Annotated in this window: 23 protein-coding genes; 10 read left to right on the forward strand and 13 right to left on the reverse strand. The window is 35.1% G+C overall.

What is annotated here, in order from left to right; genetic code table 11:
• The first annotated feature begins 74 nt into the window (after positions 1 to 74).
• The gene (locus ACJJVN_RS13560; protein WP_104514730.1) at positions 75 to 599 is read left to right on the forward strand and encodes an OmpH family outer membrane protein; all 525 of its coding nucleotides are present in this window, start codon (positions 75 to 77) and stop codon (positions 597 to 599) included.
• A gap of 151 nt (positions 600 to 750) precedes the next feature.
• Here the strand turns inward: ACJJVN_RS13560 and ACJJVN_RS13565 are convergent, their stop codons facing one another.
• Positions 751 to 945 (reverse strand): cold-shock protein, encoded by a 195-nt coding sequence (locus ACJJVN_RS13565; protein ID WP_104514383.1) that lies wholly within the window; start codon positions 943 to 945, stop codon positions 751 to 753.
• 81 nt (positions 946 to 1,026) lie between these two features.
• Positions 1,027 to 1,518 (reverse strand): RNA methyltransferase, encoded by a 492-nt coding sequence (locus ACJJVN_RS13570; RefSeq protein ID WP_405369979.1) that lies wholly within the window; start codon positions 1,516 to 1,518, stop codon positions 1,027 to 1,029.
• A 175-nt stretch (positions 1,519 to 1,693) separates the two neighbouring features.
• Here ACJJVN_RS13570 and ACJJVN_RS13575 point away from each other — a divergent pair, with 175 nt between their 5' ends.
• Positions 1,694 to 3,148 carry an ATP-binding protein gene (locus ACJJVN_RS13575; RefSeq protein WP_405378726.1) on the forward strand — a complete coding sequence of 485 codons (1,455 nt, stop codon included), beginning with the start codon at positions 1,694 to 1,696 and terminating at the stop codon, positions 3,146 to 3,148.
• 16 nt (positions 3,149 to 3,164) lie between these two features.
• Here the strand turns inward: ACJJVN_RS13575 and ACJJVN_RS13580 are convergent, their stop codons facing one another.
• The gene (locus ACJJVN_RS13580; protein WP_405378728.1) at positions 3,165 to 4,313 is read right to left on the reverse strand and encodes a sensor histidine kinase; all 1,149 of its coding nucleotides are present in this window, start codon (positions 4,311 to 4,313) and stop codon (positions 3,165 to 3,167) included.
• A 55-nt stretch (positions 4,314 to 4,368) separates the two neighbouring features.
• Positions 4,369 to 4,719, reverse strand: coding sequence for a hypothetical protein (locus ACJJVN_RS13585; RefSeq protein WP_405369978.1), 351 nt, complete (start codon positions 4,717 to 4,719; stop codon positions 4,369 to 4,371).
• 252 nt (positions 4,720 to 4,971) lie between these two features.
• Here ACJJVN_RS13585 and ACJJVN_RS13590 point away from each other — a divergent pair, with 252 nt between their 5' ends.
• The 3 genes from ACJJVN_RS13590 to ACJJVN_RS13600 all read left to right on the forward strand — a co-directional run bounded on the left by ACJJVN_RS13590 (position 4,972) and on the right by ACJJVN_RS13600 (position 7,526).
• Positions 4,972 to 5,382 carry a BrxA/BrxB family bacilliredoxin gene (locus ACJJVN_RS13590; RefSeq protein ID WP_104514387.1) on the forward strand — a complete coding sequence of 137 codons (411 nt, stop codon included), beginning with the start codon at positions 4,972 to 4,974 and terminating at the stop codon, positions 5,380 to 5,382.
• 320 nt (positions 5,383 to 5,702) lie between these two features.
• Positions 5,703 to 6,446: a lysophospholipid acyltransferase family protein gene (locus ACJJVN_RS13595; protein WP_405369977.1), complete on the forward strand. Its 744-nt coding sequence runs from the start codon at positions 5,703 to 5,705 to the stop codon at positions 6,444 to 6,446.
• A 75-nt stretch (positions 6,447 to 6,521) separates the two neighbouring features.
• On the forward strand, positions 6,522 to 7,526 hold the full coding sequence (locus tag ACJJVN_RS13600; RefSeq protein WP_405378730.1) for an acyl-ACP desaturase: 1,005 nt from the start codon (positions 6,522 to 6,524) through the stop codon (positions 7,524 to 7,526).
• Positions 7,527 to 7,575: 49 nt separating this feature from the next.
• Here ACJJVN_RS13600 and recQ read toward each other — a convergent pair whose 3' ends face one another.
• Positions 7,576 to 9,738 (reverse strand): DNA helicase RecQ, encoded by a 2,163-nt coding sequence (recQ, locus tag ACJJVN_RS13605; RefSeq protein WP_405378732.1) that lies wholly within the window; start codon positions 9,736 to 9,738, stop codon positions 7,576 to 7,578.
• Positions 9,739 to 9,981: 243 nt separating this feature from the next.
• Here recQ and ACJJVN_RS13610 point away from each other — a divergent pair, with 243 nt between their 5' ends.
• Positions 9,982 to 10,791 carry a hypothetical protein gene (locus ACJJVN_RS13610; RefSeq protein WP_405378734.1) on the forward strand — a complete coding sequence of 270 codons (810 nt, stop codon included), beginning with the start codon at positions 9,982 to 9,984 and terminating at the stop codon, positions 10,789 to 10,791.
• A 74-nt stretch (positions 10,792 to 10,865) separates the two neighbouring features.
• Here the strand turns inward: ACJJVN_RS13610 and ACJJVN_RS13615 are convergent, their stop codons facing one another.
• Positions 10,866 to 11,456, reverse strand: coding sequence for a carboxymuconolactone decarboxylase family protein (locus ACJJVN_RS13615; RefSeq protein ID WP_405378736.1), 591 nt, complete (start codon positions 11,454 to 11,456; stop codon positions 10,866 to 10,868).
• A 126-nt stretch (positions 11,457 to 11,582) separates the two neighbouring features.
• Between ACJJVN_RS13615 and recJ the strand changes: the two genes are divergently transcribed.
• A complete protein-coding gene (recJ, locus tag ACJJVN_RS13620) occupies positions 11,583 to 13,280 on the forward strand; it encodes a single-stranded-DNA-specific exonuclease RecJ (RefSeq protein ID WP_405369973.1) in 1,698 nt (565 codons plus the stop codon).
• Here recJ and ACJJVN_RS13625 read toward each other — a convergent pair.
• From ACJJVN_RS13625 to ACJJVN_RS13640, 4 genes are all read right to left on the reverse strand, one after another.
• A complete protein-coding gene (locus ACJJVN_RS13625) occupies positions 13,277 to 13,636 on the reverse strand; it encodes a hypothetical protein (protein WP_405378738.1) in 360 nt (119 codons plus the stop codon). The genes recJ and ACJJVN_RS13625 overlap by 4 nt on opposite strands.
• 120 nt (positions 13,637 to 13,756) lie before the next feature.
• Complete coding sequence (locus tag ACJJVN_RS13630; RefSeq protein ID WP_405378740.1) at positions 13,757 to 14,143, reverse strand: hypothetical protein; 387 nt, start codon at positions 14,141 to 14,143, stop codon at positions 13,757 to 13,759.
• Between the two features lie 144 nt (positions 14,144 to 14,287).
• Positions 14,288 to 16,129 carry a PAS domain S-box protein gene (locus tag ACJJVN_RS13635; RefSeq protein ID WP_405378742.1) on the reverse strand — a complete coding sequence of 614 codons (1,842 nt, stop codon included), beginning with the start codon at positions 16,127 to 16,129 and terminating at the stop codon, positions 14,288 to 14,290.
• A 98-nt stretch (positions 16,130 to 16,227) separates the two neighbouring features.
• Positions 16,228 to 16,986 (reverse strand): UDP-2,3-diacylglucosamine diphosphatase, encoded by a 759-nt coding sequence (locus ACJJVN_RS13640; protein ID WP_405378744.1) that lies wholly within the window; start codon positions 16,984 to 16,986, stop codon positions 16,228 to 16,230.
• Between the two features lie 137 nt (positions 16,987 to 17,123).
• Between ACJJVN_RS13640 and ACJJVN_RS13645 the strand changes: the two genes are divergently transcribed.
• Both ACJJVN_RS13645 and ACJJVN_RS13650 read left to right on the forward strand, forming a co-directional pair.
• A complete protein-coding gene (locus ACJJVN_RS13645) occupies positions 17,124 to 18,260 on the forward strand; it encodes an ATP-binding protein (RefSeq protein ID WP_405369971.1) in 1,137 nt (378 codons plus the stop codon).
• Positions 18,257 to 19,000: a metallophosphoesterase gene (locus ACJJVN_RS13650; protein WP_405378746.1), complete on the forward strand. Its 744-nt coding sequence runs from the start codon at positions 18,257 to 18,259 to the stop codon at positions 18,998 to 19,000. The genes ACJJVN_RS13645 and ACJJVN_RS13650 overlap by 4 nt, the downstream gene beginning before the upstream one ends.
• Here the strand turns inward: ACJJVN_RS13650 and ACJJVN_RS13655 are convergent.
• From ACJJVN_RS13655 to ACJJVN_RS13665, 3 genes are all read right to left on the reverse strand, one after another.
• Positions 18,997 to 20,094 carry an imelysin family protein gene (locus ACJJVN_RS13655; protein ID WP_405378748.1) on the reverse strand — a complete coding sequence of 366 codons (1,098 nt, stop codon included), beginning with the start codon at positions 20,092 to 20,094 and terminating at the stop codon, positions 18,997 to 18,999. The two genes, ACJJVN_RS13650 and ACJJVN_RS13655, sit on opposite strands and share 4 nt — an antisense overlap.
• 2 nt (positions 20,095 to 20,096) lie before the next feature.
• Positions 20,097 to 21,491 (reverse strand): di-heme oxidoredictase family protein, encoded by a 1,395-nt coding sequence (locus ACJJVN_RS13660; protein WP_405378750.1) that lies wholly within the window; start codon positions 21,489 to 21,491, stop codon positions 20,097 to 20,099.
• Between the two features lie 93 nt (positions 21,492 to 21,584).
• A complete protein-coding gene (locus ACJJVN_RS13665; RefSeq protein WP_405378752.1) occupies positions 21,585 to 22,742 on the reverse strand; it encodes an imelysin family protein in 1,158 nt (385 codons plus the stop codon).
• A 250-nt stretch (positions 22,743 to 22,992) separates the two neighbouring features.
• On the opposite strand from ACJJVN_RS13665, the gene ACJJVN_RS13670 reads away from it, so the two are divergent.
• Entirely contained in the window at positions 22,993 to 24,147 is a 1,155-nt protein-coding gene (locus ACJJVN_RS13670) for an SPFH domain-containing protein (protein ID WP_104514404.1), read from the forward strand.
• The last annotated feature ends 76 nt before the right edge of the window (positions 24,148 to 24,223 follow it).

Consider the following 24,223-nt stretch of genomic DNA (forward strand, 5'->3'; position numbering starts at 1 on the left):
TATAGGAACTCCTTATATTTGCAGCCGCCTCAGTAGGCTGATGGAATTAAAAATTGATAACAATTAATAAAGAAATGAAACAAGTAAAAACACTAATAGCAGTAATCGCATTTATCTTTGCAGGTATTAATCTAGGTCAGGCACAAGATGCGCAACCTACTAAGGTATGTCACGTAGCTTCTCAATCATTAGTAGAGTCGTTACCTAGTGCTATTGCAGCAGATAAGCAATTAAGAAATCTTGCAAAAACTTATGAAACTAAGTTAACTGCGATGGATAAAGAATTGAAAACTAAATATCAAAATGCACAAGAAGCTGCACCGCAAAGAACTCAAGAAGAAAACGAAAGAATTCTTGCAGAGCTTGCTGAAGGTCAGAAAAAATTAGAAGAGTATTACCAAAATTCTCAAACTGCAATGGGTCAAAAAAGAACGGACTTATTAAAGCCACTTTATAAGAAAGTAAGAGAGGCTATCTTTGCAGTTGCTAGAAGAAAAGGATTTGATTATGTACTTGATTCTACTACAGGAACTGGTATCATCATGGCTGACGGTTATGATCTTACTAATGATGTAAAAGCAGAATTAGGAATTAAGTAATTCAATTCTATAAAATACATTTTAAAAAGCCGCTGTAGTTATATAGCGGCTTTTTAATGGGCTGTAATTAATTACACCCATACTCTTTACCATAAAAAAAATCCCAACTCATTTAATGAGTTGGGATTTTGCTTTTTCTATGGAATGAAAATTAATCTACTAGTCTTACATTAACTGCATTCATTCCCTTTTTTCCTTCTTTTTCTTCATATTCTACGTGGTCACCTTCTCTTATCTCGTCGATAGTTCCTGTAACGTGTACAAAGCATTCTTGGTTAGTTCCTTCTTCAATGATGAATCCAAATCCTTTTGATTCATTAAAAAATTTTACGGTTCCTTGTTTCATGGTTTATTTTAATAATAGTTTAGATCATAAAAGTAAAAACTTTCATCGTTTTAAAATTAAAAATGTAAAATTATTTTAAGTCTATAAGGACTCTTTTGGAACACCATTTATGTAGACATGATTTCCTTTTACGCTTCTATCATACATGATTATACTTCCTGCAACTGCCACGTTTAGGCTTTTGGGAGTATTAAATTTTACTATATGATGTGATTTTGTGATGGCCTCGTTAGTTAATCCATGGTCCTCTGCACCTAATAAGTAAACACAATTGCGTGGGTGTTTAAAATCTTCTAGCACCACAGCACTGTCAGTTAACTCTATTCCCACCACCATAGCGCCTTTAGGTAAATGACTGTAAAAATCTTCAAATGTTTTATAATGAAAATAAGGTATAGCACCTACAGCGTTGTGAGTGTCACAGGCTTGTTTTGCATAACGTTTACCTATGGTGTAAATGAAATTTGCTCCTAGATTTTGTGCCGTACGCCATAATACACCTAGATTTTCTGGTGTCTTGCCATGCATAATTCCTATTCCGTAATATCCTTGCTCTAGATTATCTATTTTCATGATGCAAATCTATTAATTTAAGTGATTATATGCAGTCTGTCCTCGCGCAGAGTTTTATGGACTCTTTATAGATGGATGTTGTATTCGCTTTCGCGAAAGCGGAATTAAAACACTATTCACTTATAAGATTTAATATTTTTTTACAACTGGCTCGGTTATTGTTATTTTTACCTTAATGAAATTGTATAAAAATAGCCTTAGAAATCGCATCTTCTTCTCCATGATGGTGCTAACTATTATTGCGAGTGTCTTGATTGCTGGTATGTCTATATATCAATTTCAGGAGCAGGCTAAGGATTATCATGAAAAGCGATTATTACGCAAGGAACAAGCAATTAAGGAACATATTGCGTTTATTCTTGATGAAACTACTTTTGAGGTGGTGACTAGTAATTTGCCTTATATTTTTAAAAAAGATATTTATGATTTGAGTGCTGTACACGGTATGCCTATTTATATGTATGATTTAAATGGAGCTTTACTTAAAAGTTCTAAAGCACAATTTATTAGTGATAGTTTACATAATCAAATATCACCAGGTATTATTAAAAGACTCAATAATGCCGAAGATGATCGTTTTGTAGAACAATTTGAAGTAGATGGTGAGAGTTATCGCTCTAGTTATACCTACCTAGTAGATAATAGGTTTAAAGATATTGCTATTCTTAACTTACCCTACATAGAGAACGACGACTTTATGAATCATGAACTAGAGGAGTTTCTTAAGAGACTGGCATTAGTTTATGCGCTTATGTTCTGCTTTTCTATAGTCCTAGCATATTTTCTATCCAGATATATAACTAGATCCATTAGAAATATTTCTGATAACCTGAAAGAGTTAGATATTTCAAAACGCAACCGTAAGCTAGAAATAGATTACAAAGGAACTGAAGAAATAAATACTCTAGTAGAGTCTTATAATAAAATGGTGGACGAGCTAGAAGAAAGTGCTGTAAAACTGGCAACTAGCGAGCGAGAACAAGCATGGCGAGAAATGGCAAAGCAAGTCGCGCATGAGATAAAAAACCCACTAACACCTATGCGACTTACAGTGCAAAGTTTTCAGAGAAGATTTGATCCTGAAGATCCAGATGCTAAGGAAAAACTAAATGAATATTCTAATTCTATTATCGAGCAAATAGATGTCATGAGTAATATCGCTAGTGCATTTTCTACCTATGCAACTATGCCGGCTCAAAAAAACGAAGAGACTGATGTGTGCATGGTTACCCAACTAGCGCTGGATATATTTAATGAATCTAATATTAATTATACAGAAGATACAGATTCTTTAATGATAGTTTTTGATAGAACTCAATTGATACGTGTGGTTACTAACCTTGTTAAGAATGCAATACAGGCTGTGGATAGTAGCCGAGAAAATGTTATAGATGTGTCAGTTACTCACAATACTCAACATGTATTTCTAGAGGTGAAGGATAACGGTACAGGTGTACATCCTGATAACGAAAACAAAATATTTGAACCTAAATTCACTACTAAAAATAGCGGTATGGGATTAGGTCTCGCTATGGTAAAGCAAATCGTAGAGAACTTCAATGGAAAAATAGAGATGAACACGATCTATGGAGAAGGGACCACGTTTACAGTAACGCTACCTAGAAGTTAAGCTCTCATAATCGTTGTTAGATCTTGTTTAGAGTAATTTCAAAGGTAGTTCCTAGGTCTTTTTTACTATCGGCTACTCTTATTTTACCGTTGTGGTAGTCTTTGATAATGCGCTTAGCAAGTGATAACCCCAGGCCCCAGCCTCTTTTTTTAGTAGTAAAACCAGGTGTAAATATTTGATTCCATTGCTGTTTTGGAATTCCTTTACCAGTATCTTTTATTTTTATAAATACGTTGTACACGTCTGCTTTGAGGTAGACAGATATATTTCCTTTTCCCTTCATGGCATCGATACCATTTTTAATCAAGTTTTCTATCACCCATTCAAAAAGGGGCTCATTTAACTTAACCTGTATAGGTTGATCTGGTAGGTCTATGTCAAATTTGATGAGCTTTGAAGACCTATTAGCTATATACTCGACGGCTTGTTTAGTTTGCTGTACGATGTCCACTTCGGTAAGTGTAGGGATAGAACCTATTTTAGAAAAACGATCGGTAATCATTTTTAAACGGTTTATATCTTTTTCCATCTCATCTATGTAAGAAGGATCTACATCTGTATCTCTTAAAATAGTAGTCCATCCTACGAGAGAAGAAAGCGGCGTGCCTATCTGGTGTGCACTTTCCTTAGCCATACCGGCCCAAAGTTTGTTTTGCTCGCTGGCTTTACTAGATCGATAGAAAAACCATATAACTGAGAAGAATAGAAGCATTATAATTACCAGCGCCATTGGGTAGTACTTAATCTTTGTAATTACGTCGCTATTTCCATAATAAATGGTACTAAATGGCTCTCCTTCAAACTCAGTGATTATAGGGTCATTTTCTTGTTTAAAAACCTCGATTAATCTTTTAAGTTCTTCTGTATCGCGCTCTGCTTTTTCTGGTAAATTACGGGCACTCATTTCACCTTTATAGTTAACCACTATCATAGGTACTGATGTAGTATTTCCCATTACGGTAAAACCTAAATCACCTAAGTCTGCATTAAGAGATTGATTTTGAAGATCTGTTGCTGCGATACCAAACTCGCGTATATTCTTACGTTCGTTCTCTTTCAATTGCTGGAAAAAATCAAAAGTATTCCATAGAATTAATGAAGTAATAATGACTGCAACTACAATCATGATCCATCGGTAGATGTCTTTATTAGAAGTGAAGTTCATGTAAGAATGAGGTGTTTGTATAGAGGTTTTAACGTGCGTTTACGTGTTTTATTGATCAGTCGCGTTTAACAATTAAATAGTGATCATCGTCCATAGGTAGATAGCCCTGATCGTATACAAAGTAATAGACGGTACCTTTTTTAGTAGTGTAAATGCTAGTGAAAAAATTAAAGTCAAAACCTGCTGCAAGCATTTTATTTCTGGTCACCTTAATCTTATCTGAAGGGTTGAGTTCTTGTAATACTCTATGATTTTTACGTAATCTATTATTGATATTGCGCATTAAGGCGTTACTATCTCTATTAAGCTTATTGTTAGCCACATTACGGCAGTAGTCGCTACAGTAAATCTTATCAGCTCTACCGCGCACTTCTTCCTTACATTCAGGACATTTTTTTCTAGCCATAATTAACTTACTATCTATTTTTTAAAGATACTAAACATTTGTAAACGGTTAGGAATGAAATTAGAACAGAAGCAGCTCTTTATTATAAATTTACTGATATGAGTGAAATAAATAGGGAGTGATTGTTTTTTTTAAAATTTACTCACCAACTCACTTAACTATACATAAAAGCATTCTTATAATAAACTTAAATGATAGGATTACTATTTTATAAAGAGCTAGAAGTCTTTACCTTTGTAAAAAATTAATATTATGTACCCAGCAGAATTAGTTCAGCCTATGCGTGACGATTTAGGTAACGCAGGATTTGAACACTTATATACACAAAACGACGTAAAAGAAGCACTAAGTAAAGAAGGTACAACACTTGTTGTTGTAAACTCAGTATGTGGTTGTGCAGCAGCAAATGCACGTCCAGGAGCAAAAATGTCTCTAGATAACTCAAAAAAACCTGATCATATAGTGACAGTTTTTGCAGGAGTAGATCGTGATGCAGTAGATGCAGCAAGAGCAGCTATGATTCCTTTTCCACCTAGTTCTCCATCTATGGCATTGTTCAAAAATGGTGAGTTAGTGCACATGTTAGAGCGTCACCACATAGAAGGAAGACCAGCTGAAATGATTGCTGAAAACCTTAAAGAAGCTTATAACGAGAACTGTTAATCGGTCTTAGTTTAAAATTTTTAAAAAGTGCTTTTGTGAAAACAAAAGCACTTTTTTTATTTAAGATGTATCACAAGATGTTTAGGTGTTAAAATAAAAAGCAAGGTCATCTTTAAATTCACAAGTAAAATAAATCCCATTTGTTGTTGTGTTATAATTTTAAAAATTTGATTTTCTTAACTCCTAACTCCTAACTCCTAACTCCTAACTCCTAACTCCTAACTCCTAACTCCTAACTCCTAACTCAAAAATACTATGCACGCATATCGATTTAAGCAGTTCTCGTTTTTTGATGTGCATTAACAAATTATCTTTGCAGCATGCAAAAAATCATCTCATATCCATTAACAGTAATTCACTTCATACTGTTCTTCTTGTTTCTGGTTATTTTCCATCCTATACAGCTTATTAGTTACAAATTAGGTGGCTATAATGCACATCGCAAGAGTGTGTATATACTTAACTGGTTCTTAATGCAATCTCATTTACCACTGTTCAATACCTTTAGCATCAATTATAAAAGCGAACTACCTGTTGGTCCATCTTACGTATTTGTATGTAACCACCAGAGTATGTTTGATATACCTCCATTAATTTATTATCTTAGAGATTATCATGCAAAATTTATTGCAAAAAAGGAATTGGCCAAAGGTATTCCTAGCATCTCACTTAATTTAAGAATAGGAGAGAACTGCGCTATTGATCGTAAAGATCGCAAACAGGCGATAACAGCACTTATTAAATTTGCTAAGAACGTACATGAAAAGAAACGTAGCGTAGTAATTTTTGCTGAAGGAACTCGCAGTAGAACAGGAGTTCCTAAACCATTTCAAACTAACGGTTTAAAGACTATTTTTAAATACGCTCCAGACGCCGTTATAGTACCAGTAACAGTTAATAATAGTTGGAAAGTAGATCGTTATGGAAAATTCCCTTACGGTATGGGAAATAAAATAGCATTAACCATTCATAACCCTATTCCTATCCAAGGAAGAGATATGGACGAGGTGATTCTAGAAACACAAGAAATTGTGCATAACGGCGTTACTTCTACAGCGGTATAGAGCTAGATAATATTTCCGCTTTCGCGAAAGCGGAACAAATTCAAAACGACTACCTTTACATAATAAGCTATACTTATGAGCAAGCCCCTTAAAAATATACGCATCGAGGTGATGCAATCGCTAGAAAGTAAAGTACAATCCTTTATGGATGAGTACTTAATTCCAGTAGATAAGATCTGGCAGCCTACAGATTTCTTACCTAATTCTCAAGAAGACACCTTTTTTGAAGAAGTACGTGAGTTAAGAGAACTAGCTAAAGAATTACCCTATGATTTTTGGGTAGCTCTAGTAGGAGATACTATCACAGAAGAAGCATTACCTACCTATGAGTCTTGGTTAATGGACGTAGAAGGTATTAATCAAGTAGAAGGAAAAGGAAACATTTGGTCTAAATGGATCAGACAGTGGACTGGTGAAGAAAACCGTCACGGAGATGTGCTTAATAAATATCTTTACCTTTCTGGTCGTGTTAATATGCGTCAGATAGAAATTACAACACATCATTTAATTACTGATGGTTTTGATATAGGTACAGATCGCGATCCTTATAAAAACTTTATTTACACAAGTTTTCAAGAGTTAGCGACATACATTTCACACAACCGTGTAGCAAAACTTGCACGTGGTTATGGAAATACTGCTTTATCAAAAATGTGTCGCATTATCTCTGGAGATGAAATGCGTCACCATAAAGCCTACAGTACCTTTGTAACAGAGATCTTTAAAGTAGATGCTAGTAATATGATGATTGCATTTAAAGAAATGATGGTGCATAAAATTGTAATGCCAGCCATGTTTTTAAGAGAGCAAGGTGAGAGTATAGGTAGTGCGTTTGAAGATTTTTCAAACAGCGCACAACGTATAGGTGTTTATACAGCTCAAGATTACATAGATATCATGCAAAAGCTTATAGATCAATGGGATATAGCAAGTATGACTCATCTTACTGAAGAAGCAGAGAAAGCACGAGATTATTTAATGAAACTACCTGCACGTATGGAGCGCGTTTCTCAACGTGTTAAAATACCGGCAGAGTCAGCAAAATTTAGTTGGGTAAATCCAGCAATCGTAGGAGGATAATTTAAACTCTTATTTTTGAGAGGTAACTTATATAGAAAGCAGCTATTATTTAAATAGCTGCTTTTTCATTTAATAAAGTCAGACCTAGTCTCAAAGAACCATAATCTATCTTACCGTCAAAATGCTCAAAGATGCTTTTAAGGCTCTCAGCATCTTTTATTTGCTCAAAGTCTGCAGCTATTAAATCATAATCCTTAGGATCTATCAATTTTTCTAAATCTATATCGTTGTGGCTTTCATAACGTTTAGTAAGGTGATTTAAGATAGTACCAGGTTGGTAATTTCTAATTGCAGCTATTTCTTGAATCGTTTTACCTTCTCTAAATAAAAGGACCGTTTCCATTACAGTATCCTTTTTAGGACCAGTACTTTTCTTTTTAGCTTTTTTAGGTTTTATTATTTCATCCCTATAGACAAAGTCTTTTTTACGGTCATCCTTAAATTCTGATATCATTTTTAAGAACTTTGCACCATAGGTATCGTGTTTATGAGTTCCCACACCGGTAATGTCAGCAAATTCATTATCGTCCAGTGGTATTCTGGCTGCCATATCTTTTAAAGTCGCATCACTAAAAATCATGTAAGGTGCTAGATTTCCAGCATTAGCTAGTTGTAATCTAGTTTTGCGCAATGCTTCATAAAGATCGCGATTCACCTCTGTCGGTAGTTCTTCTTTGGTACGTTGTGCTCTACGAGAGGCTAGTTCTTCTGGTTTAGGTATAACTGCTAGCGATACCTTGCGACCGTTAAAAAGCACCTCCTTACCTTGAGGTGTGATTTTTAAATGATTGTTCTCATGAAAAGCTATTTCTACCAGACCTTGATTAATCATTTGTACGATGTACTGTTGCCAGTTGTTCCATGTAATTTCTTTACCAGCGCCATAAGTTTTAATATGCTGGAAACCACTTTCCATTATGGCAGCATTTTGTGCACCACGTAGTACATCTATTAAAAGATTAAGAGATGCTCGTTCATTAGTGCGTATAATGGCGCTCAATGCTTTTTGTGCAGGTAGTGTGGCGTCAAAGAAGTCGGGCTTGTTAAGACATACATCACAGTTGCCACAGTCTTCATCTAGATATTCATTAAAATAGGATAAGAGCATTTTCCTGCGGCAAGTTAGTGCTTCGGCAAACTGCTTCATGCGCTCTAATTTTGCTATTTGCAATTCAGAGTTACCACTTCCCTCGGCAAATTTGCGCAGCTGGATCACGTCTGCATAACTGTGAAATAATAACGCATGCGAGTTAATACCATCACGACCAGCACGACCTATTTCTTGATAATAACCTTCTATGTTTTTAGGCATGTTATAGTGCAGTACAAAACGCACATTAGATTTATCAATTCCCATCCCAAATGCGATAGTCGCACACACAATTTTAAGGTCGTCTTTAATAAATTTCTCTTGTACATTTTCTCTTTCTTCATGACTTAGACCAGCATGATAAGCTGCCGCATCAAAACCATATGCCGAAATTTTGCTAGCAAGTGACTCACAGGTTTTACGGCTTAGACAGTAGATAATACCAGACTCGTCTTTGTTCTTTTGTAAAAAACGACGCATTTGCTGCAGTCTATTATTTCCTGGACGTACTTCTAGAGTTAAATTAGGGCGGTCAAAGGAGGAGACGTATTCCTGTGCATTTTGAATTCCTAATTGTTTTTTGATGTCTGCCCTTGTGGCTCTGTCTGCGGTGGCAGTTAGTGCTATCAGGTTAGCATCTGGAAAACTGGTTTTAAAATAAGATAACTGTGTATATGCAGGTCTAAAATCGTGACCCCATGTAGAAATACAGTGCGCCTCGTCTACCGCAATTAAAGAAACAGGAATTCCCTGAAGGTGATTATTCAGTAAACCGATGCTCTCTGGAGCTACATAAATTAATTTGAGACGTCCAGAGCGCAATTCTTCTAGCATTTCTTGTTGCTGTGTAGCGTCTTGTGAACTGTTAAAGTAAGATGCTGCAATACCGTTTGCTCGCAACGCATCTACTTGATCTTTCATTAAAGCAATAAGTGGCGATACAACTAGTGTAATGCCGTCTAGAAGTAAAGAAGGTAATTGAAAACACATGGATTTACCTCCACCAGTAGGCATGACGACCATAAGGTCTTTTCCAGCAATAACGCTGTCTATAATTTCTTCTTGTAACGGGCGGAAACTGTCGTAACCAAAATACTTTTTGAGTAGTTCTAGCTTTTTCATGATATTGATTTGAATGGCGTGTAACGTCTTAAGAGACAAGTTTCAAAGGTAGGGTTTCAGTGTGTTTTTATAAAGCTTTGTTTATAACTTGATGAGGCCACTTCCTGATTTAGCTAGTGAGATAGACACTTTTCTATCTAGTTAATTTGTATTTTTCCGCTTTCGCGAAAGCGAGATTTCTAACAACATAAATGCCTTATTTATCGTTATAGAGAAGTTTTACAGTTCAATTTATATCAGTTTATGAAATATCTATTTGCATTTTTATTTTTTACAATAACATTTTTTGCAGTTGCTCAAAATCAAGATTTGAATGATTATAAATACATAGTCGTAGAAAATCAATACGATTTTCAGAGTGAGGCAAATGAATACCGATTAAACGAGTTGATTGTTTTTGAGTTTAAAAAACGCAATTTTAATGCTTTTAGAAATTCAGCAATTCTACCAGAAGATATGAATAGAGGAGTGTGTAATGCGCTTCAATTGAAAATAGATAAAAGTGGTAGTCTCACAAGAAATTTAATTTTAAGACTGGTTAACTGTGCTGGTGATACTGTTTTCACAACTAAAAAAGGTGTAGGGAGAACTAAGTCTAATGACAAAGCCTATTTTGAAGCACTAAGAGATGCGATGACTTCTTTTGACGCTGTTGATTATAAATTTAAGGAGATGTTAAGCGTAAGCCCAAAAGCTATTGATTCTAAATCAATAAGCGATCGCCCTAATGTTGAAATTGTAGCTATGATAGGGGAATCTAGTCATTCAGAAAATACTCCTAAACCTGAAAAGAACGTGACAGACGATGCTGCGTCGTCTAGCGAATATGAATTTACTTCAAAAGAAGGTTATGCATTAATGAAAAGCGCCAAGGGTTTTTTAATCTTTGATAACAATCTACCTATAGGTGTAGCACTTAAGAAAAGTAATAATGCCTACCTAGTTCATACATCAGAGTTTGCAGGTGTAGGATACATGAATGGTGATAAATTTGTTATCGAGTACATAAATAACAAGAAAGAGCAGATTATTGAATTTGTAAATGTTCCATAAACATTAAACACTTAAAAATATAAGGGTGCTGATATAAATCAGCACCTTTTTATTTGAGGAATTTCTAGAGTAGCTTAAACATGCTTGCCTACTTCAAAGCCATGTTTTCCTAAGTATTGGTTACCGCTATCGATAGCATCACCTTCTAAGGTAGTTCCCATAGAATCGTTCCATCTGTTTAAGTAGCCGAATAGTGAGATTACACCTAGCATTTCAACTATCTCTCCATCATCCCAATGTTGGTGTAGTCTGTCATTTATGTCTTGGTTAACGGCATTAGGCACCTGACTAGCGGCTAGAGAAAAATCTAGTGCAGCACGCTCTGCTTCACTGAAGGCGGAGTGTGTGCGGTATTCCCATATATTATCCAGTTGTTCTTGTTCTGCTCCATAACGTTCTGCAGCTCTTATGGCGTGTGCCTGGCAGTACCTACATCCTGTTGCGTTACTAGATACCCAAGCAATCATTCTTTTTAAAGCGCTGGTTACACGACCTTTGTTTGCCATAACAGCTTTGTTGAGGTTGATAAAAGCCTTAGATATGGCTGGGCGTCGTTGCATGGTAAGGACAGAATTAGGGCAAAAACCTAATGTTTCATTAAAGAAATCTGCTAATTGCGCTGTTTCTGGATCATGACTGGCGTCTAATGGGGTTACTAATGGCATGTTTGTTTTATTTAAATTTTCTTGTCTTGTAATTTACGTTTTAAAAATAAAGGAAACATCACAAAAGTGAAAATTGCAAATTAAATTAAAGAGCTTAGACTCTTTTTTAGACCTTATCTTTACCAAATGCGTTGGACTTTAAAACCGGTACCAGATTCTCAAAAACAACAGCAGCTAGCTCAAGAGTTAGGAGTAGATCCTTTTCTAGCTGGTTTGTTAGTACAACGTGGTGTGGACGCTTTCGCGAAAGCGAAATCCTTCTTCAGACCTGATCTTGAAGAATTACATGATCCTTTTTTAATGAAGGATATGGAGCTGGCTGTTAAACGTATTCAAAAAGCAGTAGGTAATAACGAGAATATTCTCGTTTATGGTGATTATGATGTAGATGGGACTACTAGTGTTGCATTGATGTCTACGTTTTTAGAAAGTTTTTATGATCGTGTTTCTACTTATATACCAGACCGTTATGATGAGGGTTATGGGGTGAGTTATAAGGGAATCGATTTTGCGGCCGATAATGATTTTTCATTAATTATTGCATTAGATTGTGGTGTTAAGGCTGTAGATAAAGTTGACTATGCAAAGGAAAAGGGAATAGATTTTATTATCTGTGATCACCACAGACCTGGTAAGGAATTGCCAGACGCGATAGCAGTTCTAGACCCTAAACGATCAGACTGTAGTTATCCTTATAATGAGTTGTGCGGTTGTGGTGTTGGGTTTAAATTATGTCAGGCTCTTGCTATTGTAAATGATTGGGATTTTGATATTTTGATTCCATATCTAGACTTAGTTGCTACTGCGATAGGGGCAGATATTGTACCGATGACTGGAGAGAATAGAATACTAGCATATCATGGTCTTAATGTTATAAATACTAGTCCGAGAGCCGGTTTTGAGGCAATTATCGAGAATTTAAATAAAACGGTCCTTACTATTACTGATGTTGTTTTTACCATTGCGCCACGTATCAATGCTGCTGGTAGAATGAAACACGGGCTGCATGCGGTAGAATTGCTCAAAGAGACAGATCTAGATAGGGCTAAAGAATTTGCGGCTGCTATAGAAAATTATAATTCTGATAGAAGAGAGCTAGATCGATCCATAACAGAAGAAGCGTTAGATCAAATTATAACAAATAAAGAAGAAGAAAAATTTACAAGTGTTGTTTATAATGATGGATGGCACAAAGGAGTGATAGGTATTGTGGCTTCTCGTTTAACTGAAACCTACTATAGACCTACTTTAGTGTTTTGTAAATCTGGTGATAGGCTAGCTGCAAGTGCTCGTAGTGTTAAAGGTTTTGATGTCTATAATGCATTAGAACAATGCTCGGAATATATAGAACAATTCGGTGGGCATATGTACGCTGCTGGACTCACCTTGTTACCGGATAATTATGAGAAGTTTAAAGCAAGATTTGAAGAGGTGGTTTGTGCTACCATAGAGAATAAACATCTTACACCAGAAATACATATTGATTCTAAGCTGCCTTTAAGCGCAATTACACCTAAATTTTATCGCATACTACAGCAAATGGCACCATTTGGCCCAGGTAATATGACCCCTGTGTTTATGACAGAAAACGTGGTAGATACTGGGTACGGTAAACGTGTGGGGAAAGATGAAGACCACCTTAAAATTAAGGTGGCCTCAAAAAAAGGGGAGAAGAATGGCTTTAATGCCATAGGTTTTAATATGGGTGAGAAATGCGATCAAATTACCGATGGTAAAAAATTCCACATTGCTTATTCCATTGATGAAAATGAATGGCAAGGAAATGTTTCTCTGCAATTGAGGTTGAGAGATATCACTTCTTAAAGTACAGACGGTAAGGATTCTACTTTACCGATGAGTGTAAGTAGTTTAGACTCGTCATAGAGTTCTTCCCAGTTGTTATCTATTACATCGCTGAATGATGGGATAGAAGTAGCTATTTCACTTTTAAATTTGTTAATATCACCTTTACTCAGTTTTGCAGCCCTGCGCAATGCTTTTTTATTGTTTTTAAAAATAGCTTGGTCTTTGAGTGATGATTTTTTAACTGTTATGGTTATTTCTTCTAGAGAATTAGATAACCTGTTTGATGTTTTTTGAGCTTCTTGTGCAAAGGAGAATAAAGTGAAAAATAAAAAAATAATACTAAATGCTGCGGTTTTTAAATTTGAATTTTTCATAACTATAATGTTTTAAGATTAAACTTTTAATTACCCTACAAAGATCGGTAGGTTATGGAGTTTAACGCTTAAATATAGTTCTTCAAGAATGTTATATTATTCCTTTATTTTAAGGATTCCTTATTCATTTATTATGCTTTTTAGATCGTCTAGTCTTAGAGGCTTTTTATTTATAGAAAGTAAAGGTTCTGTTGCTTTAAATTCTTTAAAATCCTTATTAGAATACAGCTCGCTAGTCATGTGAAATTTGATATCCAAATCCTTCTTCTTTTCTGACATATCTGTAATAAGATCCCATCCATTTACTGCATTAGTCTTGTTTTCTGTGATGACTAGAATGGATTCTTTTGAGTTGGTAGTGTTTAATTGATCTAAATTTTTTAGAGCTTCTTTGTTATCAGAAAATACTTCTATATTATTTGCTAGATCGTTTACTTCTAGCATGGTTTTAATCACGTATGAATCTATAGGATTATCGTCAATTATCCAAATTTTAGATGTGGTCATAAGACTTGTAGTTTTGAAATATAAATTTCATACTTTTAAACTACGTTTTGAGAATAGACGGTTAACTTAATTTGTAATCGTTCAAATGTTTGTAATAACGGCTGAAAAGCACTTTTTAAAAGACGCGTTATACCATTAGTAGATTTATAATTCTATGGTGAACTTTGTTCCAGTTCCCACTTTACTTTGCACAGATATATTTCCTCCCATAGCTTCCACTTGATTTTTAGTCATGAATAAACCTAGTCCGTTTGAATCTTTATGTTCATGAAATGTCTTGTACATTCCAAATATTTTATCCTTATTTCTTTCTAGGTCTATTCCTATTCCATTATCAGATACCATAATGGTACAAGACTCGTTACGGATCTTTGCAGAGATTATTATTTTTAATTGTTTATTAGGGTCTCTATATCGTATACTGTTAGTAATTAGATTAAGTAGAATACTTTCTAAATAAGCAGGGAAAGCCACGATCTTTGTATCGTTTTTTATGTCTACTTCTATATCGTACTCATTCTTCATTACTTCTAAAGAGACACTTTCTAAAGTATGAAGGACAAAGTCTTTTAAAGCTATGTTTTTCAATTCTATTTTATTAGAATGTACAGAAACTACTTGATTTAGATCCTCTATGGTTTGATTTAAGTTATCGCTAGATATATCCAACATGGATATGATTTTAGAACGAATTTCTAGCTCTTCACTTTCTTTATAAAAATCAATAAGTCCTTTAAAATTACTAGAGTGCGATCTTAAATTATGAGAAACTATATAGGCAAAGTTGAGCAGCCTTTCATTTTTACTCATTATTTCTTTAAGAAACAATTTCTTTTCCTTTTCCACTTTTCGCTCATTGGTAATGTCTAGTATTTGTATAACTAGATTTTCTGGATCACCATGTTCATCATGTAATACGTTACATATAGTTTGAGTGTAGACTGTCGCCCCATTAGATGCTCTTAGGGTAATAGCTTGTTTTATATGATCGGTTTTCTTATTTAAAACTTTTTCTAGATGATGGAACCATTCTCCAAAATCAGTTTCATCGATCAACTTATCAAATGAGGTAGCTAAAAGTTCTTTGTTTTTTAGTTTAGTTATTTGTTCTAATGTCGGATTTACATTCAGGAACTGCAGTGTAGCGGTATCTAATATAGCTACACCTAAGTTTGAATTAAAGAATAACTTTTGAAATTTTTGTGATGTAACTTTAATCTCGTGTTCCTTCTTTTTGCGGTCACTTATGTTTTCAAATGTCCCGTATTGTGTTATACATAACCCATCTTTAAACTCACTTTGACCTGTTGCTCTTACCCAAATGCAATTACCCTTTGCGGTTACTAATTCTAATTCTAGATCGTATGGTTCATTTCTAGTAATAGAGTTGAGAAAAGCTTCTGATATTTTATTGCGAGATTCACCGTTTCTATAAAAATTTATAGCTTGAGTAGGATTTGGTATAAAATCATCAGATACTTCATGAAGCTCTTTTGTTGCATCTGACCAGTACAGTTCTCTAGTCACATTATTGTATTGCCAGGTACCTATGTTTGCATGTGAGCATAGGTCTAGCAAAATTTTAAAATCTAATTGATCACGTTTTTTAATAAGAACCTGTGAGCTAATGTCTTCTGTAACCATGACTATACCAGCTATTTTTCCATCATGGTAATACCATGGTTTTACACTCCACTTTAGCCACTGTTCACTGCCATCTTCACGTATAAACAGTTCTTCATCTCGCGATTCTTCGGCACCATTTAAAACTCTTTGATGTTTTGCCCTCCATTCATCACTTATTTCAGGAAATAGATCATAATGATTAAGGCCTCTTAAATCTGCCTTTGTTAATTTATAATCAGTACACCATTTTGCAGAGTGTGCAACATACCTCAATTGATTATCTAAAAAAGCTACTGCAATAGGAGCCTGAATAATAATATTTATTTGATCGTGTACTTTATGATTTTCTTGATGCTCCATTCATCTAATTTAAAATAGTAATCTAGATAATCGGTAAGATTCCTAAAAAGTTGTTAATTTTTTATAAGGTTGAATCGATAAACGGCACGTTTGATTGATTAAGAGGGTGTTTTTTTTAGTTTAAAGTGCTTTCCATTAAACACTCCATAGGTGTAATGATTTATCCAATCACCTAGGTTAATGTAGGTAGAAGATTCCCCCACTTTTATCTCCATAGGTAAATGTCTGTGGCCAAAAACGAAGTAATCAAAATGTTCTGTTTCTAATTTACGCTTTGCGTACAACGCTAGCCATTCTTGGTCTTCACCTAGAAACTTAGCATCTTCATCTCCAGATATAAGTTTGTTTTTAACAGATAAGTATCTAGCTATTCCTACACCTATATCTGGATGTACCCACTTAAAACACCATTGAAAGAATTTACTAGTAAATATCTTTTTCATGCGTTTATAACCTTTATCACCAGGTCCTAATCCATCACCATGACCTATTAAAAATTTCTTATTATTAAATTCAAAAATCTGGGGTTTGTGATATACTGGAATTCCTAATTCTTCTTCAAAATAGCCGAACATCCATAAATCATGATTTCCGACAAAAAAGTAAATAGGGATACCGCTATCTGCAATCTCAGCAAGTTTACCCAATACTCTTACATGGTTTTTTGGTACGACATGTTTGTACTCAAACCAGAAATCAAATAAATCCCCTAATAAGAATATGGCAGCTGCATCTTCTTTAACCTGATCTAACCAAGCTAGAAATTTCTGTTCACGTGGTTTACTTAATTCTTGAGTAGGCGCTCCTAAATGGTTGTCGCTAGAGAAATATATTTTTTTTCCTTCGGGAATTTGCATAGATACAAAGATAATACACTTACTGCTATCTGACTTATGGAAGAGGTTAATGTATAGCTATGATATTACAGTTTATTTAGCTTAATTTTTACATTCCTTTCATTTGTACATCGCATAAAGAGAGTATATTAGACCTGATGATTAATAAACGACTTCTAGTTAAGAACTTGCTTGCTCATAACGACGAGAATAGTTTCTATGATAAAAAGTTAAAAATAGATCTGAGCAGTAAGGAAGGAAAGGCGAAGTTTTTAAAACATATCTGTGCCTTATCAAATTCTAACCCTAAAAATAACAGTTATATAGTAATAGGTATTGATGACAAGACTAATGCTATAGTAGGTGTAGATTTCTTTGATGATTCAAAACTTCAAAACCTGATAAATGCTTACTTTACAAATGCTCCTATAATTCAATATGAAAATATCCCTTTTCCTCACTTGCCGCTGGGTAAAGTTGTTGGGTTAGTTACCATTAGAGCGCAAATAGGACTCACATCACTGCGTAAGAATATATGGAAGTATTATGGAGGTAGTGTATTCTTCAGAAATGGAAGTATGTCAATGCCTAAAACTTTTGATCTTGAAATCAAAGATGTCAATTCAGAGATAGTAGAGAAATTAGAAAAACAAGCTAGCAATAATATAGAACATACCTTAGATAGTGTTGTAGAGTTTTTAAATCGTAAAAACGAAGATCTAGAGACCCATTATAAGGTGTTTAAAGAGCAATTTGTTATCTGCTGGTCTGGAAAGGTAAAGGTGAATAAAGGACAGCGATATTATCATCGAGTGGACATTGAGATGGTAAATGAACAGGTTAAAATTTTTTACAGTACGTTAGATGAGGTTCAAATTTCTTTTGACGAGGACAGCTTCAGTATCTTAGAGTTTGTAGAGCTAGGTATAGGAGACCGACAGCGTTACCATCCACTAGAAAGACAGACGCTCCGGTTTTTTCCTAATGGAACCTATCTATTAGAGAATAAGATTTTATTTAATCCACCTTATTATGATCGTCGTACCTTGCATCATATTTATAACACGAACTTGTCCCTTTTACATAAGATCTCAAACGGCATTCTTTTAAAAGATCAAGAGTTAATTGATCTTAGACAGTTGCCTGAGACTATGTTAATTTGCCAGTTTAATAATGTAGGAGAACCCATAGAAAAGATGAAATCTCATAAGAGTTTTCTTAAAAACTATCCAGATACCTATAAATCATATAAAGAAGCATTACGCGTTTTGCGCAAAGTAAAATATAATTCATGAGAACTATTGCAATAGGAGATATTCACGGCGGTTATAAGGCCTTACTTCAACTTATAGAAAGGATAGATTTAAAAGATGACGATCAGTTAATCTTTCTAGGAGATTATGTAGACGGCTGGTCAGAAAGTTTTGAGGTAATAGATTTTTTAATCTCGCTTTCGCGAAAGCGGAAACAAAACAATCAAGTTGCACCTATTTATTTGAGAGGTAATCATGATGAATTAGTCGTAGAGAATTTACAAGCAACAATACCTAGTGAAATGTGGTTATTTCACGGTGGACAAAGCACAGTAGATAGCTACAAGAATAGAAGTAAAAACGAATTAGAACTGCATTTTAATTTTTTGAGAAACGAACTTCATAATTTCTATGAGTTAGACGGCAATGGTTTTTTTCATGCAGGATTTCATAATTTAAAAGGACCACATCACGAGTATTATGCAAATATCACTTATTGGGACCGTACTTTATGGGAGCTAGCTCTAGCATTAGATCCTAATCTAGAAAGAGATAACGATCGGTATCCAGGTAGATTAAAAATATATAATGAGGTGTATATAGGTCATACTCCTACAGATCGTCTAGGCTCTCATCAACCTATTAACGCAGCCTGCGTGTGGAATATAGATACTGCAGCGGCTTATAAAGGCCCATTAACAGCCATATGCGTAGAAACTAAAGAGGTGTGGCAAAGCGAGCCTGTGCATACTTTTTATCCAGATGAGAATGGGAGAAATTAATCTCCATCATTATCATTAAAAGTAATGACTATGCTCGCAGCACTAGAAAAATCTACTTTAAGTAATCTGATGATATTCTGAACATCTTCTTTAAGAACCTCTAGTTGATTGATGTCTGTTATAGCTATGTTTTCTAGAGAATCATTCATGTTATTTAAAGTGCTGTATGCGGCAGTAAAAGCAGATTGTAATTCTACGTTTAAATCTTCACGGTTAAGAACTTCAGAAGTGTATTCCTCTACACCAAAGCCTTCTATATCATTAAAATCACCTGTGTAGGTAAAGTAAACAGCATCTAGATTTGCTTTTATAGCCTCTTTGCTTATTTGGCTTCTGTAGTTTTCAAAAAGGGTGATGTCCGTAGGAGAACTATTTAATACTTCTTCTATTTTACGTCCTTTTATACTTTCTAAATCGGCAACCATTGCGTTTATAACTCGGTTAAAATTACCATTAACGCCAGACTCTAGATTTGTTTTAAAATCTGATTCAAAATCTATCCATAAGTCTTGTGATTCTCTAGCTCTAGATGCTAGATTTTCTGACAGTGCATTTAAGTAAGCTTTTCTATCTGTAGTTGTTGCTCCCGTAGTGAATTGATCTATTACTACCTGATCATTTTCATTGAACAACATATACTCTATAGCCGCATAGCCTTTAATGGTAGCACCTATAATATCGACATCATCACTGTTTTGCACAGTGGCATCCATAATCCTACTTTCAATACCTGTACTGCTTACTGGCCATGTATGCACTCGTGGAATTAAGAAAGCGTTTTGGATAGGTCCTATGTTAAAGGTTTCTATGTTCTTCCAGGTTAGGAATGCTGCTTTCCAAGAATCACGAGCTTCTAGTAGAGTTACCGAAGTAGGATTTAGGGTAAATGCGTTGCTCGTATTAATTAAATCATTAGCTTGATTAACATGCTGCTGTTGTAATAAGATGATGTAATTATCATATAAATGAGTCATTTGAGTCTCGCGTGCTGCTGCTGTACCAGTATCGCTAGAGCTATCATCACTATCACAAGAAATAATAAGAGTTAAGGATATTGCAAAAAGTGCAAGTATTCGAAGAATTGAAAATTTCATAATTACAGTGAATTTATAAATGCAATGATTTTACTACGCTCGCTCGAGCTTAATTCTTTAAATCTTTCTTGGGCTGGGCTCGCTTCTCCACCATGCCATAAAATAGCCTCTTCTACATTACGTGCTCTACCATCATGTAATAGATTTGTATGGTCGTTTACAGTTTCTATAAGTCCAGTTCCCCACAAAGGTGGTGTGCGCCATTCATTTCCTGTGGCCAAAAAGTCTGGAGTATTATCTGCAAGATCATCACCCATATCATGTAATAATAAATCTGTATAAGGTCTAATGGTCTGGTTAGATAACGCTGCGATTTCATGGTTGCCAGTTTGTAGTAATGCTACGTGGCAAGAGGTACAACTTATCTCATTAAAAAGCTCTTTACCTTCTAATACATCTTGATCTTCAAAATTTCTTCTTGCTGGGACAGCAAGTGTAGAAGAATAGAAAGTTACTTTATCTAGATTTGTGTCATCTATTTCTGGTGTACCTCCATTGGGTATTTGAAAACAATCTACTCCAGTAGGACAATTTTCATCAGGAAATAGGGAAGAGGTAATACCTATATCACCGGCAAATGCACCTGCCACCTGTTGTCTTAAATTAGGTTGGTTTGCTTTCCACCCAAAACGTCCTAGAGTGTTAGTTCCACTCGCAATATCATATACATAGTTAGCTTTTCCAGAAATACCATCGCCGTTAGTATCAAATTGATCTGCTAGGGCTAGAATGGAAGTCTCAGGAACAGCTTCTAAAAGTCCTAAACCTATCATTTGATTTGCTACACGTGGCGATACTTGGACATTACTAACCATCGCTCCGTAATTGAGCAAAGGAAATGTGTACGTGGGATTACGTAAGCTAACTGTGGTTCCATCACTATATGTAACTACTTTAGGTTCATACACTACTTCAAAAATTCCTTCGTCCATTTGTGATAGAATGGAGTTGTCTTGAAACTGTCCACCGTAAGTAGGTTCTGGTAAGTTACCACCATTAACGCCAGTACCTGGTGTACTTAATCTCAATAACAATCCATGAGATAGCTCTCCTGCAAATGCACTTGCTCTACCTCTACCATCCTTAAAATGGCAACCAGAACAATTACGAGCATTAAAAAATGGACCTAGACCATCTCTTGCTGTGGTAGATGCTGGTGCAGTCACCCAACTCTGATTAAATAATGAGTTTCCTACACCAAATGTCACACGCTCCTCAAAACTTAAATTAGGAGCTGCAAACCCAAAAGCCTCTGCCGAAAAATTGAACGACGTATTATCTCCACCAGATAATTCTTCTCCTATTTCTGCTGTTAGAGCTGTGTAAGAATCGTCTGTGTTGCATGAGGTTATGAACAACAGTAGTGGCAATATAAATAACTTGTAATAAACGCGCATGAATGATAATTTGTATGAATCAGAAAACTGGACGTATAGAAATACGTCCAGTTTTAAATAATTTATGAGTCTAGTAATATGCGGTGTCGTCTTTTAGTTAAGACCTAAAACTACCTTTGCATCAAGTAATCTATCTCCAAAAGCAACAAGCGCTCTCACTGCATTTTGTACTTTAATTCCTTCTGTACTTGTTGGTCCATTCACAATAGCCAGATCAAATGGAGATAAAGTTGCGTCTACCTCTGTAGTAGCTGTTGCTAGTAATACATCTAGTTCTGTACCTAAATCACTGTCTGCTTCTGTAATAATGTCTTTAAGAGAAGCACCATTTACAGTAGCATAACTACCATTATATACATTTACGATACCTTCTAGGTTAAGACGTATATCTCGATCTGTATTATCGCTGAAACAGGAGTGTTCATCTTCTTGATCTTGATTTTGTAAAGCAACAGAAATACGTTCTATAGCTAGTTCACTACGTGATAATTCAGATATACTGTTAATCATGTCTGTAAGTGATGTGTCTGTGTCTTGTGCAAGAAAAGTGTTTTTATAATCTCCAGTCCATTGCTCTATCATTACTTCTAGATGGTCGGTGATTAAGTCTGCACATACATTGATATATATTCTTCTTCTGTCTTGATTTGAGGCAGTTCCTGCATCTACAAAATCAGTGAAAGGGCGCTGTCCTGGTAGGCCCGCGCTAGGTGCAGTATTGTCCTGTCCCCATAATAAAAACTCGATAGCGTGGTATCCTATGGAAACCTTTTCTTCACCACCATTACCATTTTGATTAATTAATGTGTTTTTATCAATTGTAGGAAATAATGTTGGGTTGTTAATGATACCAGCAGTTAGATCACCATCTACATAATCTACATGTGCCTCGTCCATAGGCCATGAATTTAAATAACCTTCTATATCTTCTGTGCTACCTGTATCGATAGGTCCGTTTGCAAATCTAAAAGCCTCTGTAGTACCATAAGATTCTCTAGCTGTAAACCATGCGTTTTTTGCAGCTGTAAAGTTAGCATCTGTAGGCGTAGTGGTAAATGTTTGTAAAGCAGTTTCTAGAGATTGTGCATCTGTAAGTGCATCTTGATAATTTGCAAGAACAAGATTTGCATAATTTGTTGTTACTGCACTTTTTTGTGTTCCAGTAGATAGGTCATCGTCGTCAGAACAGGCTGTGAATACTAATCCGGTGGCTAATAAAGCTGCCGTTAGGTAGTTAAATTTAAAGTTCATTATATAGTTATGTTAATTAAGACTAATTATAAATAAGGTGCAAATATAGTGGGTCATTTCATTTTAACAAGACTTTATTAAGATTAATTCTAGATAAGAAGGTTAAATAGTTGTTTGCTAGAGTTCTCAAACTGTAACAAAAAAGAGCTGTAATAGACGTATAGAGGTAAATGGTGTTAATTCCGCTTTCGCGAAAGCGGAATATTTAAAAAAACTGTACCTTAGAAATCCAAATTAAAAACAAACCAGCATGAGCATATTTGATAAGATTAAAGAGAAATTAAGTCACGAATTTATTGATATAGTCGAGTGGCTAGATTACACTGATGACACCATCGCGCATAGATTTGAACGTTATCAAAATGAAATTAAAAACGGTGCTAAATTAATAGTACGTGAAGGGCAAATGGCTGTTTTTATTAATGAAGGACAACTGGCAGATGTATTTAAACCTGGTACTTATGATCTTACCACTCAAAATCTTCCTATTCTAAGCACGCTTAAAGGATGGAAATATGGTTTTAACTCGCCATTTAAAGCTGAGGTTTATTTTGTAAACACGACTTTATTTACTGATGAAAAATGGGGTACTAAAAACCCAATCACTTTAAGTGATGATCGTTTTGGTCTTGTAGAAATTAGAGCATTTGGTACTTATGCATTTAAGATAGCAGACGCTGGTAAATTTATCATAGATATAGTAGGTACAGATAACAATTTTACCAATTTTGAGATCAATGAGCATCTGAAAAGTCTTATCGCAACTAGATTTACAGATACAGTAGGAGAGGCAAATTTACCTATAGAATTATACGCAGCAAATACAACAGAGCTTTCTGAGACTTGTCAGGAAGTGATGAAAACCGAATTTTTAAGTGTAGGTATATCATTAGAAAAATTCTACATCGAGAATGTTTCTATGCCAGAAGAACTCAAAAAGGAGATCTTTGAATACAGTAGATTAGATAAAATTGACCTAGATAAGCTCACTAAATTTAAGACTGCCAAAGCTATAGAAGCTGCAGCAAATAATGATGGTGGTACTGCTGGTGCAGGTATGGGAATGGGAATGGGCTTTGTCATGGCGCAACAAATGGGCGGTATGATGTCACCTCAAATGGGCGGACAGCAACAAATGCCTCAACAACAGCAACAGTACCAGCAACCTCAAGCTGCTGCTGTGCCACCACCTATGCCACAAGCAGTAAGTTATTTTTATGCTTTAAACGGTGCGCAGGCTGGACCTGTTTCTTTTGATCAATTAAGATCTCTTTTTGCTAGTCGTACGATTAATAAAGATACTCTAGTATGGAAAGCAGGTATGGATGGTTGGAAAGCAGTGAGTCAGGTAGAAGAACTAAAAGTTTTTCTAGGTGGTAATACACCGCCGCCATTACCTATGTAATTAGATTTTATTAACTTTATTAACCTAGATAGAATGATTAAGTCCTAATGTTAAAATACTAGGGTTTTAATCATTC

The organism is Nonlabens sp. Asnod3-A02, assembly GCF_045063755.1.
Taxonomy (GTDB): Bacteria; Bacteroidota; Bacteroidia; order Flavobacteriales; family Flavobacteriaceae; genus Nonlabens; species Nonlabens xylanidelens.

Excerpts from the sequence above, each read along its gene's own strand:
- ACJJVN_RS13570 (WP_405369979.1), bottom strand. The coding sequence starts at position 1,518 with ATGAAAATAGATAATCTAGAGCAAGGATATTACGGAATAGGAATTATG.
- ACJJVN_RS13560 (WP_104514730.1), top strand. The coding sequence starts at position 75 with ATGAAACAAGTAAAAACACTAATAGCAGTAATCGCATTTATCTTTGCA.
- ACJJVN_RS13575 (WP_405378726.1), top strand. The coding sequence starts at position 1,694 with ATGAAATTGTATAAAAATAGCCTTAGAAATCGCATCTTCTTCTCCATG.
- ACJJVN_RS13630 (WP_405378740.1), bottom strand. The coding sequence starts at position 14,143 with ATGACCACATCTAAAATTTGGATAATTGACGATAATCCTATAGATTCA.
- ACJJVN_RS13565 (WP_104514383.1), bottom strand. The coding sequence starts at position 945 with ATGAAACAAGGAACCGTAAAATTTTTTAATGAATCAAAAGGATTTGGA.
- ACJJVN_RS13670 (WP_104514404.1), top strand. The coding sequence starts at position 22,993 with ATGAGCATATTTGATAAGATTAAAGAGAAATTAAGTCACGAATTTATT.
- ACJJVN_RS13665 (WP_405378752.1), bottom strand. The coding sequence starts at position 22,742 with ATGAACTTTAAATTTAACTACCTAACGGCAGCTTTATTAGCCACCGGA.
- ACJJVN_RS13635 (WP_405378742.1), bottom strand. The coding sequence starts at position 16,129 with ATGGAGCATCAAGAAAATCATAAAGTACACGATCAAATAAATATTATT.
- ACJJVN_RS13615 (WP_405378736.1), bottom strand. The coding sequence starts at position 11,456 with ATGCCATTAGTAACCCCATTAGACGCCAGTCATGATCCAGAAACAGCG.
- ACJJVN_RS13645 (WP_405369971.1), top strand. The coding sequence starts at position 17,124 with ATGATTAATAAACGACTTCTAGTTAAGAACTTGCTTGCTCATAACGAC.
- recQ (WP_405378732.1), bottom strand. The coding sequence starts at position 9,738 with ATGAAAAAGCTAGAACTACTCAAAAAGTATTTTGGTTACGACAGTTTC.
- ACJJVN_RS13660 (WP_405378750.1), bottom strand. The coding sequence starts at position 21,491 with ATGCGCGTTTATTACAAGTTATTTATATTGCCACTACTGTTGTTCATA.
- ACJJVN_RS13600 (WP_405378730.1), top strand. The coding sequence starts at position 6,522 with ATGAGCAAGCCCCTTAAAAATATACGCATCGAGGTGATGCAATCGCTA.
- ACJJVN_RS13610 (WP_405378734.1), top strand. The coding sequence starts at position 9,982 with ATGAAATATCTATTTGCATTTTTATTTTTTACAATAACATTTTTTGCA.
- ACJJVN_RS13655 (WP_405378748.1), bottom strand. The coding sequence starts at position 20,094 with ATGAAATTTTCAATTCTTCGAATACTTGCACTTTTTGCAATATCCTTA.
- ACJJVN_RS13640 (WP_405378744.1), bottom strand. The coding sequence starts at position 16,986 with ATGCAAATTCCCGAAGGAAAAAAAATATATTTCTCTAGCGACAACCAT.
- ACJJVN_RS13650 (WP_405378746.1), top strand. The coding sequence starts at position 18,257 with ATGAGAACTATTGCAATAGGAGATATTCACGGCGGTTATAAGGCCTTA.
- ACJJVN_RS13580 (WP_405378728.1), bottom strand. The coding sequence starts at position 4,313 with ATGAACTTCACTTCTAATAAAGACATCTACCGATGGATCATGATTGTA.
- ACJJVN_RS13625 (WP_405378738.1), bottom strand. The coding sequence starts at position 13,636 with ATGAAAAATTCAAATTTAAAAACCGCAGCATTTAGTATTATTTTTTTA.
- recJ (WP_405369973.1), top strand. The coding sequence starts at position 11,583 with ATGCGTTGGACTTTAAAACCGGTACCAGATTCTCAAAAACAACAGCAG.
- ACJJVN_RS13595 (WP_405369977.1), top strand. The coding sequence starts at position 5,703 with ATGCAAAAAATCATCTCATATCCATTAACAGTAATTCACTTCATACTG.
- ACJJVN_RS13585 (WP_405369978.1), bottom strand. The coding sequence starts at position 4,719 with ATGGCTAGAAAAAAATGTCCTGAATGTAAGGAAGAAGTGCGCGGTAGA.
- ACJJVN_RS13590 (WP_104514387.1), top strand. The coding sequence starts at position 4,972 with ATGTACCCAGCAGAATTAGTTCAGCCTATGCGTGACGATTTAGGTAAC.